General features: G+C 41.2%; 13 protein-coding genes. 12 read left to right on the top strand and 1 reads right to left on the bottom strand.

Translation table 11 applies throughout. From position 1 onward, the window contains the following. Positions 1-105 precede the first annotated feature (105 nt). From HMPREF3108_RS05005 to HMPREF3108_RS04970, 8 genes are all read left to right on the top strand, one after another. Entirely contained in the window at positions 106-849 is a 744-nt protein-coding gene (locus HMPREF3108_RS05005) for a DeoR/GlpR family DNA-binding transcription regulator (protein WP_070493574.1), read from the top strand. Further along, positions 846-1,757, top strand: coding sequence for a 1-phosphofructokinase (pfkB, locus tag HMPREF3108_RS05000; RefSeq protein WP_070493570.1), 912 nt, complete (start codon positions 846-848; stop codon positions 1,755-1,757). The genes HMPREF3108_RS05005 and pfkB overlap by 4 nt, the downstream gene beginning before the upstream one ends. Further along, a complete protein-coding gene (locus HMPREF3108_RS04995; RefSeq protein ID WP_070493567.1) occupies positions 1,754-3,736 on the top strand; it encodes a PTS fructose transporter subunit IIABC in 1,983 nt (660 codons plus the stop codon). The genes pfkB and HMPREF3108_RS04995 overlap by 4 nt, the downstream gene beginning before the upstream one ends. Positions 3,737-3,887: 151 nt before the next feature. Continuing rightward, positions 3,888-4,262, top strand: coding sequence for a DUF1149 family protein (locus HMPREF3108_RS04990; RefSeq protein WP_008808694.1), 375 nt, complete (start codon positions 3,888-3,890; stop codon positions 4,260-4,262). Beyond that, positions 4,263-5,114, top strand: a complete 852-nt coding sequence (locus tag HMPREF3108_RS04985; protein ID WP_070493564.1) for a DegV family protein — start codon at positions 4,263-4,265, stop codon at positions 5,112-5,114. 30 nt (positions 5,115-5,144) lie between these two features. After that, positions 5,145-5,912, top strand: coding sequence for a 4-hydroxy-tetrahydrodipicolinate reductase (dapB, locus tag HMPREF3108_RS04980; protein WP_070493561.1), 768 nt, complete (start codon positions 5,145-5,147; stop codon positions 5,910-5,912). After that, positions 5,909-7,108, top strand: coding sequence for a CCA tRNA nucleotidyltransferase (locus HMPREF3108_RS04975; protein WP_070493558.1), 1,200 nt, complete (start codon positions 5,909-5,911; stop codon positions 7,106-7,108). Before dapB ends, HMPREF3108_RS04975 begins: the two co-directional genes overlap by 4 nt. Then, complete coding sequence (locus tag HMPREF3108_RS04970) at positions 7,105-8,970, top strand: ABC-F family ATP-binding cassette domain-containing protein (RefSeq protein ID WP_070493555.1); 1,866 nt, start codon at positions 7,105-7,107, stop codon at positions 8,968-8,970. Before HMPREF3108_RS04975 ends, HMPREF3108_RS04970 begins: the two co-directional genes overlap by 4 nt. Before the next feature lie 66 nt (positions 8,971-9,036). Here HMPREF3108_RS04970 and guaA read toward each other — a convergent pair whose 3' ends face one another. Next, complete coding sequence (gene guaA / locus HMPREF3108_RS04965; protein ID WP_070493552.1) at positions 9,037-10,593, bottom strand: glutamine-hydrolyzing GMP synthase; 1,557 nt, start codon at positions 10,591-10,593, stop codon at positions 9,037-9,039. Between the two features lie 143 nt (positions 10,594-10,736). Here guaA and HMPREF3108_RS04960 point away from each other — a divergent pair, with 143 nt between their 5' ends. The 4 genes from HMPREF3108_RS04960 (at position 10,737) to ffh (ending at position 13,748) form a co-directional block, all read left to right on the top strand. Next, the gene (locus HMPREF3108_RS04960) at positions 10,737-11,435 is read left to right on the top strand and encodes a GntR family transcriptional regulator (RefSeq protein ID WP_045634837.1); all 699 of its coding nucleotides are present in this window, start codon (positions 10,737-10,739) and stop codon (positions 11,433-11,435) included. Positions 11,436-11,594: 159 nt separating this feature from the next. Continuing rightward, positions 11,595-11,927 (top strand): putative DNA-binding protein, encoded by a 333-nt coding sequence (locus HMPREF3108_RS04955; protein WP_061583395.1) that lies wholly within the window; start codon positions 11,595-11,597, stop codon positions 11,925-11,927. A 2-nt stretch (positions 11,928-11,929) separates the two neighbouring features. Further along, positions 11,930-12,145: a hypothetical protein gene (locus tag HMPREF3108_RS04950; RefSeq protein ID WP_061583394.1), complete on the top strand. Its 216-nt coding sequence runs from the start codon at positions 11,930-11,932 to the stop codon at positions 12,143-12,145. A 28-nt stretch (positions 12,146-12,173) separates the two neighbouring features. Continuing rightward, a complete protein-coding gene (gene ffh / locus HMPREF3108_RS04945) occupies positions 12,174-13,748 on the top strand; it encodes a signal recognition particle protein (protein WP_070493549.1) in 1,575 nt (524 codons plus the stop codon). The last annotated feature ends 26 nt before the right edge of the window (positions 13,749-13,774 follow it).

Raw genomic sequence — 13,774 nt, 5'->3', positions numbered from 1 at the left:
CCTCTTTTTTTATATTCTTCTGTGATAGAAAATGAAAGAAAATGTTTGACTTTGGAAAATATTGGTGTATAATAATAAATGTAAGCTGTTTCAGGAGGGAGAAGTATGCTAAAGTCTGAACGAAAACAAGTGATTTTAGAACAGTTAAAAGATCATCGAACAGTTTCCTTAGATCGTTTAGTTCATATTCTAAAAACTTCAGAATCCACCGTTCGGCGCGATTTAGATGAATTAGAAAGCGAACAGAAACTACGACGGATTCATGGCGGTGCAGAAAACATTCATTTTTTACAAGAAGAAGAAAGCAATCAAGAAAAATCTATCAAAAACATTCAATTTAAGCAAAAGATTGCAGAAAAAGCTGCCAGCCTTATTCAGGATCATGATGTAGTCTTTATTGATGCTGGTACTACAAATGAGTTATTAATACAAGCAATTCATAACCACAAAGTCACGATCGTAACCAATTCTATTCATCATGCATCAAAACTTGTTGAGCGAAATATCCCTACAGTTATTGTCGGTGGAACAGTGAAAAGATCTACAGATGCCAGTATAGGAGGTATAGCTCTTAATCAAATTGGTCAACTGAATTTTGATAAAGCTTTTATTGGAATGAATGGAATTGATGATAGTTTCTATACAACACCAGATATGGAAGAAGGAGCTGTTAAGCGAGCCATTATGGAAAACGCAAAACAAACTTATGTCTTATCAGACTCGTCAAAACTGGACCAAGTATCCTTTATCAAAGTGGCTCCTCTTGCTAAAGCAAAAATAATTACTAATAAAATTTCGTCCATCTTGCTGGAAAAAATTAAAGAAAAAACGGAGGTGATTGAAGTATGATTTATACTGTAACATTAAACCCGTCCATTGACTATATTGTCCGTTTGGATAAGGTCCTGATAGGAAGTGTCAATCGAATGGATAGTGATGACAAGTTTGCTGGTGGAAAAGGTATCAATGTCAGTCGTGTTCTAAAAAGATTAGGTATTGATAACAAAGCAACTGGTTTTATCGGTGGCTTTACTGGCAAATTTATCACAGATACACTTGAAGAAGAAGGTATTTCCAGTCACTTCGTAGAAGTTGAGGATGATACACGCATCAATGTCAAGATAAAGGCAGATGCCGAAACAGAAATTAACGGACCTGGTCCTGACATTTCTAGTCTGAAATTGGAGGAATTAAAGAGTATTCTTGCTTCCCTAACTTCTGATGATACAGTAGTCTTTGCTGGAAGTAGTCCTAAAAATTTAGGAAATACTATCTACAAAGACCTGATCGGATTAACCAGGAAAACAGGAGCGCAAGTAGTCTGTGACTTCGAAGGACAAACATTGCTTGATTCCTTGGAGTTTGAGCCACTTTTGGTCAAACCTAATAATCATGAACTAGGTGATATTTTTGGAGTGAAACTCGAAAGTTTAGATGAAATCGAAAAATATGCTCGTCAAATCTTAGACAAAGGAGCACAACATGTGATCATTTCTATGGCTGGTGACGGTGCCTTGTTGGTGACTCAAGAAGGTGCATACTTTGCAAAACCTATCAAGCGGAATGTCAAAAATTCTGTCGGAGCTGGCGATTCTATGGTAGCTGGATTTACAGGCGAATTTGTCAAATCAAAAGATGCAGTGAAAGCATTTAAATGGGGGGTTGCTTGCGGAACGGCAACTACCTTCTCAGATGACTTGGCAACAGCTGAATTTATTAAAGAAACATATGAAAAAGTTGAGGTAGAAAAAAGATGAAAATTCAAGACCTATTGAGAAAAGATGTCATGTTGCTGGATTTGCAGGCAACTGAAAAAACAGCAGTCATCGAAGAGATGATTAAAAGCTTGGTTGATCACGGCTATGTAACAGACTTTGAAGCTTTTAAAGAAGGAATTTTGGCGCGTGAAGCCTTGACTTCTACAGGTCTTGGTGACGGAATTGCTATGCCTCATAGCAAGAATTCTGCTGTAAAAGAAGCAACAGTTCTCTTTGCTAAGTCAAACAAGGGTGTTGACTACGAAAGCTTGGATGGACAACCAACTGATCTATTCTTCATGATTGCTGCTCCAGAAGGTGCTAATGATACTCACTTGGCAGCCTTGGCAGAATTGTCTCAATACCTGATGAAAGATGGCTTTGCGGATAAATTGCGCCAAGTGACTTCGCCTGATCAAGTGATTGAGCTCTTTGACCAAGCTTCAGAAAAAGCAGAAGAAGTTGCTGTCGTTGAACCTGCAAATAAAGGTGGAGACTTCCTTGTAGCTGTAACTGCTTGTACAACAGGAATTGCTCATACCTACATGGCACAAGAGGCCTTGCAAAAAGTTGCTGCTGAAATGGGTGTCGGCATCAAGGTTGAAACCAATGGTGCCAGCGGTGTTGGAAATAAGTTGACAGCTGAGGATATTAAAAATGCTAAGGCTGTTATTATTGCTGCTGACAAGGCAGTAGATATGGATCGCTTTGACGGCAAACCGTTGATAAAACGTCCTGTAGCTGATGGAATTCGCAAAACAGAAGAACTGATCAATTTGGCTCTTTCAGGAAAAGCTGAAGTATACAAGGCTACTAATGGTGGAGCAGTAGAAGAAAACAATGAAAAACTTAGTCTGGGAGCAGCATTCTATAAGCACCTGATGAGTGGTGTTTCCCAAATGTTGCCATTCGTTATCGGTGGCGGGATTATGATAGCGATCTCATTCTTGCTTGACCAAGGGGTCCCTAAAGACCAGTTGGGTCACTTGGGGAATTATAATGGTTTGTCAGCTCTCTTCAATCAAATTGGTGGAGCAGCCTTTGGCTTCATGGTTCCCGTATTAGCTGCTTATATCGCTTATTCCATTGCCGAAAAGCCTGGATTGGTCGCTGGTTTTGTAGCAGGTGCAATTGCTAAAGCAGGTATTGCTTATGGAAATATTCCTGTATACAAAGATCTTGCAGATAAAACTCCAGAACAAGTTCAAGAAATCTTACAAGCTCTAGCTAAATCTCAAGTATCATCAGGCTTCCTTGGTGCCCTGGTAGGTGGTTTCTTAGCCGGTGGTATCGTGCTCTTACTTAGAAAATACATCAAGGTTCCTCGTTCGCTTGAAGGTGTGAAGTCAATCCTTCTTCTTCCTTTGTTAGGTGTTGCTCTTACAGGATTTGCTATGTTGGCAATTAATATTCCAATGTCAGCGATTAATACATCTCTTAATACCTTCCTTACAAGTTTGCAAGGTACTTCAGCAGTCTTACTCGGTCTCTTGGTTGGTGGTATGATGGCTGTTGATATGGGTGGTCCTGTAAATAAGGCTGCATATACTGTAGGTACTCTTTCTTTAGCTGATTCATTGACAAGTGGTGGTTCAACTGTTATGGCTGCGGTTATGGCAGCTGGTATGGTTCCTCCTTTAGCAGTATTTGTAGCAACTATTCTTTACAAGAACAAATTTTCACAAGAAGAGCGTGACTCTGGTATTACAAACATTGTCATGGGACTTTCTTTCATCACAGAAGGTGCGATTCCATTTGGTGCTGCCGACCCAGCTCGCGCTATCCCAAGCTTTATCGTAGGTTCAGCCCTTACAGGTGCCCTTGTAGGCCTTTCTGGAATCAAACTCATGGCTCCTCACGGAGGAATCTTCGTAATTGGATTGACAAACAACCCAATCCTTTACCTAGTATATGTTTTGATTGGTGCAGTAGTCAGTGGTATTATCTTCGGATTCTTACGCAAACCTTTATCAAAATAAGTTTAATCAAGGACTTCTTCGGAGGTCCTTTTTCATAGATAATTTTATTCATTATGAAGAAAAAGAGAATGAGTAAGAGAAAAGCAAACTATAGTCAGTGATTGAAAATTATGCTATAATTTACATAACGCAAATTTTTAGGAGAACAACAATGGAACTACAACGCGAAAAAGAATTCGTCAGCCAATATCACTTTGATGCACGTAATTTTGAATGGGAAAAAGAAAACGGAACACCCGAAACAAAAGTCGATGTCAATTTTCAACTATTGAATCATGATCAAGAAAATCAAGTAACTTCTTTGGTTGTTATTTTGAATTACATGATCGTTTTTGAAGCCTTTGTGATTAGTGGAGTGATTTCTCAAGTTAACCATATTCAAGGTCGAATTATTGGCGAACCAAGTGAATTTGATCAAGAAGAAGTAGAGCAATTAGCTAAGCCTTGCTTATCAATGCTTAACCGCTTGACTTATGAAGTGACAGAAATCGCCCTGGATTTACCAGGTATTAATTTGGAGTTCTAAATGAAACTAGCTGTTATTACAGATTCCTCAGCCTACTTAAAATCGGAAGTCTTAGAAAAGGAAAATCTATTTATTCTGGATATTCCAGTTTTCATTGATGGGAAAACATACGTTGAAGGGAAAAATCTGACTGCAGAAGAATTCTATCAAAAAATGGCACTCTCTGCTGAATTACCCAAAACAAGCCAGCCTAGTATAGCTGAATTGGAAGATCTGCTTTCTACTTTAGCGGGAAACGGATATACTCACGTTCTGGGACTCTTCCTTTCTAGCGGTATTTCTGGCTTTTATCAAAACATTCAGTTCTTAAAAGATGAATTTCCTCAGTTGGAAATTGCTTTTCCAGACTCTAAGATTACCAGCGCCCCATTAGGAATTATGGTTCAATCTGCGCTCAACTGGGCAGAAGCAGGACTAGATTTCAATGAAATCCTCAGAAGAATTAATGCTCAGATTGACGGAACTAGCGCCTTTATCATGGTTGATGATCTGAATCATCTTGTTAAAGGTGGTCGCCTTTCAAACGGAGCTGCTATTCTAGGAAATCTACTAAGTATTAAGCCAATTCTATATTTTAATCATCATGGAGTGATTGAAGTTTTTGAAAAGATTCGGACGGAGAAGAAGGCAACTAAACGACTTATTGAACTAGTCGAGGAACGGACTTCGTCAGGAAAATATGAAATTATCGTTATTCATGCTAACTCAGTTGACAAAGCAGAGACCTTACGTCAATCTCTACTAGAAAGTAACATTAGTGCAGAGGTTTCTCTAGCAACTTTTGGTAGTGTTATTGGTACACACCTTGGAGAAGGAAGTATCGCATTAGGCTATATTCCTCTCTTTGACTAATAGTCATAACTAGCAAAAAAGGAGATGCATATGGGAATTAAAGTAATCATTGCAGGCTTCAAAGGTAAAATGGGCCAAGCAGCCTACAAAATGGTGACAGAAGATCCTGAACTAGAATTAGTTGGGTTACTGGATCCTTTTACGGACGAAAAAGAAGTGGCAGGAGTTCCTGTTTTCAACGCAAAGGAAGAATTGACTGGGCTGAAAGCCCATGTCTGGGTTGATTTTACGACCCCTAAAGTAGCTTATGAAAATACACGCTTCGCTCTAGAACAGGGATTTTGTCCAGTGGTTGGAACGACAGGTTTTACTCCTGAGCAGTTGGAAGAGTTAATCACACTGTCTAAGGAAAAGAAGTTAGGTGGATTGATTGCTCCAAACTTTGCCTTGGGGGCTGTTTTGCTGATGCAGTTCGCAGCTCAAGCAGCTAAGTATTTCCCAAATGTAGAAATTATCGAGCTGCATCATGACCAGAAAAAAGATGCACCGAGTGGGACAGCTATTAAGACGGCTGAGCTCATTAGTCAGGTTAGACCAAGCGAACGGCAGGGTGCTGCTGATGAGGAAGAGTCTATAGCCGGCGCCCGCGGAGCTGATTTCGATGGCATGCGTATTCATTCAGTTCGCTTGCCTGGTCTGGTTGCTCACCAAGAAGTAATCTTTGGCAGCCAGGGAGAGGGATTGACCCTGCGACATGATTCCTATGACCGAGCTTCCTTTATGACAGGGGTTAATCTGACCATTAAAGAAGTTGTCAAACGTTCAGAATTAGTCTATGGATTGGAACATTTACTATGAGATTAGAAACTCTGCCTTCTGAATTTCAGGAGGCTTTGCCAGTATTAGAGAAGATAAAAGCGGCTGGCTTTGAAGCTTATTTCGTTGGGGGCTCTGTTCGAGATGCCCTTTTGCAGAGACCTATTCACGATGTGGATATCGCTAGCTCTAGCTATCCTGAGGAAACCAAGCGTATCTTTGACCGTACGGTTGATGTGGGGATTGAGCATGGAACCGTCTTGGTTTTGGAAAATAACCGTGAATACGAAGTGACAACTTTCCGGACTGAGGATGTCTATGTGGACTACCGCAGACCTAGCAAGGTTTCTTTTGTGCGCTCTTTGGAAGAAGATCTCAAGCGGCGCGATTTCACCATTAATGCTCTAGCTTTGGATGAAAACGGCCAGGTTATTGATCTTTTCCAAGGCTTGGATGACTTGGAAAATCGGATTTTGCGGGCTGTTGGGACGGCTGCTGAGCGTTTTAATGAAGATGCTCTGCGCATCATGCGGGGCTTTCGCTTTCAGGCTACCTTGAATTTTGACTTAGAGCAAGATACTTTATCAGCTATGACGGACTGTGCTCCCCTGCTGGAAAAGATTTCAGTTGAACGCATTTTTATCGAGTTTGACAAACTCTTACTGGCTCCGTATTGGCGCAAAGGATTAGAGTCACTCTTGAAAAGCAATGCAATAGAATTTTTGCCAGATTTGAAGGGAAGTAGAGCTAAGTTGGAACGACTTTTTGAGTTGGCTTCAGATTTTCGTTTTTCAGCGTCCGAGCAGGCTTGGGCAGCACTTTTACTGGCTTTGGATGTGCAAAATGTCAAAGGTTTTCTAAAAGACTGGAAGACCTCTCGTGAATTTGCCAATAAAGTAGAAGATTTGGTTGAGATTGCGGCCATTCGCTCAGAACGGGACTTGACCAAGCGTGACTGCTATGATTACGATATAGACTTATTGCTACAAGCAGAAGAACTTCGTCAGGCGCAAGGTTTGGCAGTGGACTTCTCTGCGATTAATAATCTTGTTGCCAGTCTAACTATTCATAATAAGCAGGAAATGGTGGTCAATGGTGGCATGCTGATGCAGGATTTTGGCTTCAAGCCAGGACCAAAACTTGGTCAAATTCTAAAAGAGTTGGAATGCGCTATTGTAGACGGCCACTTACCTAATGACTTAGAGACTATTTATACCTATATCAAGGAGAAGAAATGAGCGATTTTATCGTTGACAAGCTAACCAAATCAGTAGGAGATAAGACTGTTTTTCGGGATATTTCCTTTATCATTCATGACCTAGACCGAATTGGTCTGATTGGTGTCAATGGAACAGGAAAGACAACGCTACTAGATGTCTTGTCGGGCAAATCGGGTTTTGACGGCGATGTCAGCCCTTTTTCTGCTAAGACGGGCTATAAGATTGCTTATCTGACTCAGGAGCCTGATTTTGATGAGGAGCAGACGGTGCTTGATACTGTTTTGTCCAGTAATTTACGGGAAATGCAGTTGATTCGAGAGTACGAGCTACTCTTGACGGCTTATGATGAAAGTCAGCAGTCTAGGCTAGAAGCGGTTATGGCAGAGATGGACTCGCTCCATGCTTGGGAAATCGAAAGTCAGGTCAAGACAGTGCTGTCCAAGCTTGGTCTGACTAATCTGTCACTTAAGGTTGGCCAGTTATCAGGAGGCCTTCGTCGCCGAGTGCAGCTGGCCCAGGTTCTCTTAGGCGATGCTGATTTGCTCTTACTGGACGAGCCGACCAACCACCTAGATATTGATACCATTGAATGGCTGACACACTTCTTGAAAAATTCAAAGAAAACCGTCCTTTTCATCACCCATGATCGCTATTTCTTGGATAATATTTCGACACGAATTTTTGAGTTAGATGGCGGTCGCTTGATTGAATACCAGGGAAATTATCAAGACTATGTCCGTCTCAAGGCAGAGCAGGATGAACGGGATGCGGCCTTACTCCATAAGAAACAGCAGTTATATAAGCAGGAGCTTTCTTGGATGCGGCGGCAGCCTCAGGCTCGAGCAACCAAGCAACAGGCTCGTATCAATCGTTTCCATGACCTCAAGAACGATTTGTCCGGTCAGACGACTAACAGCAATCTAGAAATGAACTTTGAAACCAGCCGTATTGGTAAGAAAGTCATTGAGTTTCAAAACGTTGACTTTGCATATGACCAGAAACCTATCCTCTCTCAATTTAGTCTTTTGATCCAGAACAAGGACCGCATTGGGATTGTCGGAGATAACGGTGTCGGCAAGTCAACCTTGCTCAATCTGATTGCTGGTAAACTTGAGCCTCAGGCTGGTCAGCTTATTATCGGAGAGACAGTCCGAGTAGCCTATTTCTCTCAGCAGATTGAGGGATTAGATGAGTCTAAGCGAGTCATTAATTACCTGCAAGAAGTGGCCGAGGAGGTCAAGATAGGCAGTGGAACGACTTCCATTGCAGAACTCTTGGAGCAGTTTCTCTTTCCTCGATCTACTCATGGAACTTTAATCGAAAAGCTTTCTGGCGGAGAGAAAAAGCGCCTTTATCTGCTCAAGCTTCTTTTGGAAAAGCCAAATGTCTTGCTTCTTGACGAGCCGACCAATGATTTGGATATTGCAACTCTGACGGTACTGGAAAACTTTCTGCAAGGCTTTGCCGGGCCTGTTATTACAGTCAGCCATGACCGTTATTTCCTAGACAAGGTAGCTAGCAAGATTTTGGCCTTTGAGGATGGGGGTATCAGAGAGTTTTTCGGCAATTACACGGATTACCTGGATGAAAAAGCCTTTCTGGCAGAAAGCTCTGCTATTTCCCAAAAGACCGAAAAGGAAAAATCGACCAAAGTGAGTGAGGAGAAAAAGCGCATGACCTACTTTGAAAAGCAGGAGTGGGAGACTATCGAGGCCGATATCGAGGCGCTGGAGGGGCGAATTGCTGAGATTGAAGCGGCCATGCAGGAGAATGGCTCTGACTTTACTCGTCTGTCTCAACTCCAGCAAGAACTGGATGAGCAGAACGAAAAACTGCTGGAAAAATACGAGCGCTATGAATACCTGAGTGGGTTAGAGTAGAAAACAAACAAAAGAAACAATTTAAAAGCGTAGGAAAGAAAACTTCCTACGCTTTTTAGTCTAATTTTATTCCCACTCAACGGTTGCAGGTGGTTTGCTTGTGATATCATAGACGATGCGGTTGACGTGGTCTACCTCGTTTACAATACGTACAGAAATTTTCTGTAAGACTTCCCAAGGAATTTTAGCGAAATCAGCTGTCATGCCATCGATAGAAGTGATAGCACGAATAGCAATTGTGTAGTCGTATGTACGTCCGTCTCCCATAACACCAACAGAACGAACACCTGTATTAACAGTAAAATACTGCCAAATATCGCGGTCAAGACCAGCTTTAGCGATTTCTTCACGAAGAATAGCATCAGACTCACGAACAGTTTCTAATTTTTCTTCAGTGATTTCTCCCATGACACGAATAGCAAGTCCCGGTCCCGGGAACGGCTGGCGCCAGACGATTTCATCAGGCATACCAAGTTCAGTACCCAAAGCACGAACTTCATCCTTATAGAGTGTATTCAGCGGTTCAATCAGTTCAAACTGCATATCTTCAGGCAGACCACCCACGTTGTGGTGAGACTTAATAGTCTGAGCGGTATCAGTACCAGACTCAATCACATCGGTATAAAGAGTTCCTTGAGCCAAGAATTTTACATCTTTCAGTTTGCTGGCTTCATCGTCAAAAACATAGACAAATTCATTCCCAATGATTTTGCGTTTTTGTTCTGGATCAGAAACACCTGCGAGTTTATCAAGGAAACGTTTAGCTGCGTCTGCTTTGACGATATTTAGTCCGAATTTTCCGCCCAACATTTCCATAACTTGATCAGCTTCACCCTTACGCAAAAGGCCGTGATCAACAAAGATACAGATCAATTGGTCGCCAATAGCTTTTTGCAAAAGAACACCGACCACAGAAGAATCAACCCCACCTGATAGGCCGAGAAGAACACGTTTGTCGCCAACAGTCTTACGGATTTGTTTAATCTGCATATCAATGAAATTATCCATTGACCAGTCGCCTTTGGCTCCACAGATATTTAGAGCAAAGTTGCGAAGGATATCATAGCCAAACTCAGAATGGCGAACTTCAGGGTGGAATTGAATCCCATAAATTTTCTTAGCAGGATGTTCAATAGCTGCAAAAGGACAGTCAGCAGAAGTACCAGTGCGTACAAAGTCAGCTGGAATTTCAGTTACCGCATCCCCATGGCTCATCAGAACCAACTGTTCTTCAGGTGTACTCTCAAAAAGAGGAGAAGCAGTGCGAGTCAATTTAGACTGACCGTATTCGCGGTTTCCAGCATCACCAGCCGGTACAACCTTACCTCCTAATTTATGAGTCAAAAGTTGCATCCCATAGCAAATCCCTAAAATTGGAATACCTAACTCAAAAATTTCAGGATCAATATCAAAGGAACCGTCTTCATAAACAGAGTTTGGTCCACCAGAAAGAATAATTCCGACAGGATTGATTTCTTTTACCTCTGCAGCGGAAATTTTATTACTCTTTAATTCAGAAAAAACCCCAATTTCACGAATCCGACGAGAGATGAGCTGGTTGTATTGGCTGCCGTAGTCCAATACGATAATTTTTTCGACATCTTGCAATTCAGATTTAGTCATCTTTTTCCTTCCCTAAAAGAAATTTATTTTTCCTTATTTTATCATAAAAGAGAGGCTTTTTCCAATGCCATGAAGTAAATGTTGACTTTTATTTCGATTGATAATACAATATTTTTAAAAGGAAATCCAAAAAGGAGATCACTATGCTCCCTGCTTATTTACAAATTCATGATCAAATCAAAAAGGAAATTGATGAAGAAGTCTGGCAAATCGGACAGAGATTACCCAGTGAGCGAGACTTAGCTGAGACTTTTCAAGTTAGTCGTATGACTCTTCGCCAAGCTATCACACTCCTTGTAGAAGAAGGAGTACTGGAACGACGGGTTGGGAGCGGAACATTTGTTGCCAGCACGCGCGTCCAGGAGAAAATGAGAGGCACTACCAGCTTTACTGAGATTATGAAGTCTCAGGGTAAAACACCTTCCAGTCAGTTGATTTCCTATCGACGAACTCTACCAAGCAAACAAGAAGTCGAAAAGCTAGGAATAAACAAGACTGAAAATATTATTCGAATGGAGCGGGTTCGCTATGCTGATAAGCTACCAGTGGTATACGAAGTAGCTTCAATACCAGAAAAGTTTATTAAAAATTTTAACAAAGAAGAGATCACCAGTCATTTCTTTCAAACTCTTCAAGAACATGGTTATAAGATTGGCAAATCTCAACAAACGATATACGCCCGCTTGGCTAAGGAAAAAATCGCCCATTATCTTGGAATCCCGAGAGGTCATGCCATTTTAGCCTTGACTCAAGTATCTTATTTTGAAGATGGGACAGCCTTTGAGTATGTAAAAAGTCAATATGTCGGAGATCGTTTTGAATTTTATTTAGAAAATAACTAATTTACATAATTATAATTACGTCACACCCTTAAAAATACAAGGGTGTTTTTAAAACCCGAAAAAGATGAATTTGAATTACCTTAAAACATTTGCGAAAGAAAAGTCATTTCCACTGTGAGTAACTAGAGTTTATCAGCCTTTTTTGGTATAATATTTCTTATGGAAATCGAAAAAACCAATCGTATGAATGCTCTGTTTGAATTTTATGCTGCTCTATTGACAGATAAACAAATGAATTATATTGAGCTATATTATGCGGATGATTATAGTCTTGCTGAAATAGCTGAAGAATTTGGTGTCAGCCGTCAGGCAGTCTATGATAATATCAAACGAACAGAGAAAATTTTAGAAGACTATGAAATGAAGTTACATATGTATTCTGACTACATTGTTAGGAGCCAAATCCTGGAGGAAATCGCTGAAAAGTATCCTAAAGATGGTTTCTTGCAAGAGCAAATTGCAACTCTATCCAGCATTGATAACAGAGACTAATCATGGCAAGACAAGTTATCTATAAGGGAATGTCTTGCTGGTTATTGGAGTCGGAAGAACCTTTCCCTGCCAGAGTGCAAATCATCTCCCCCGACGATCTTTCTAAAGCGATGAAATTAGGATTCAGTTGCTGGGGATATCCAAATGAGATTATGAAAGAACTCTCTACAAAAGAATACCAATGTTTAAGTCGTCATGGACGATTTCCACTAAATTGATTGAAATAGAAACTAGGAGAATTACAAAATGGCATTTGAAAGTTTAACAGAACGTCTGCAAAACGTCTTTAAAAATCTTCGCAGAAAAGGAAAGATCTCAGAGAGCGATGTTCAGGAAGCTACAAAAGAGATTCGTCTGGCTCTTTTAGAAGCTGACGTTGCCTTGCCAGTTGTCAAAGACTTTATCAAGAAAGTCCGTGAGCGCGCGGTCGGCCATGAGGTCATTGACACCCTCAATCCAGCTCAACAGATTATCAAGATTGTTGACGAAGAGCTGACAACTATCCTGGGCTCTGATACTGCTGAAATTATCAAATCACCAAAGATTCCGACTATTATCATGATGGTTGGTCTGCAAGGGGCTGGTAAGACTACCTTTGCTGGAAAGCTTGCTAATAAGCTCAAGAAAGAAGAAAATGCTCGCCCGCTCATGATTGCGGCAGATATTTACCGGCCAGCGGCTATTGATCAGCTAAAAACACTGGGAGAGCAAATTGATGTACCTGTTTTTGCTTTGGGTACAGAAGTTCCAGCTGTTGAGATTGTCCGTCAAGGTTTGGAGCAAGCCAAGGCCAACCACAACGACTATGTCCTGATTGATACGGCTGGTCGCCTTCAGATTGACGAAAAACTCATGCAGGAGCTGTCAGATGTCAAAGCGCTGGCTAATCCCAATGAAATCCTCTTGGTTGTTGATGCCATGATTGGTCAGGAAGCAGCTAATGTCGCTCGTGAATTTAACAGCCAACTGGAAGTGACTGGGGTTATCCTGACTAAGATTGATGGTGATACCCGTGGTGGTGCAGCTCTATCTGTCCGTCAGATTACTGGTAAACCTATTAAATTTACTGGTACTGGTGAAAAAATCACTGATATCGAAACCTTCCATCCAGACCGCATGTCCAGCCGGATTTTGGGCATGGGAGACATGCTGACTCTGATCGAAAAGGCCTCTCAAGAATACGATGAGAAAAAATCGCTTGAAATGGCTGAAAAGATGCGGGAAAATACCTTTGATTTCAATGATTTCATTGATCAATTAGACCAAGTGCAAGGCATGGGTCCCATGGAAGATTTGATCAAAATGCTACCTGGTATGGCTAGTAACCCTGCTCTTAAAAACTTTAAGGTCGATGAAAGAGAAATTGCCCGCAAGCGTGCCATTGTATCTTCAATGACACCTGAAGAACGTGAAAATCCTGATTTATTGACACCTAGCCGTCGTCGTCGAATTGCCAATGGCTCAGGAAACAGCTTTGTAGACGTCAATAAATTTATCAAAGATTTCAATCAGTCTAAACAATTGATGCAAGGTGTTCTCTCTGGTGACATGAGCAAGATGATGAAGCAAATGGGACTCAATCCAAACAATATGCCTAAAAACATGCCAGGAGGCGGTGCAATGCCAGATATGTCAGCACTTCAAGATATGATGGGTCAAGGCGGCATGCCGGATATGTCAGCTTTGGGAGGAGCTGGTATGCCAGATATGAGCCAAATGTTTGGTGGTGGCCTAAAAGGGAAGGCCGGAGAGTTTCTGATGCGTCGAAGTATGAACAAAATGGCTAAGCAAATGAAAAAGAATAAGAAGAAGCGGAAATAAAGCGATAATATTAAGGCTAAGGGGAT

Source organism: Streptococcus sp. HMSC10A01 (genome assembly GCF_001807785.1).
Classification (GTDB): domain Bacteria; phylum Bacillota; class Bacilli; order Lactobacillales; family Streptococcaceae; genus Streptococcus; species Streptococcus gordonii.
Note: the sequence above shows the minus strand (reverse complement) of the source record. Positions and strands in the feature narration are given on the sequence as shown.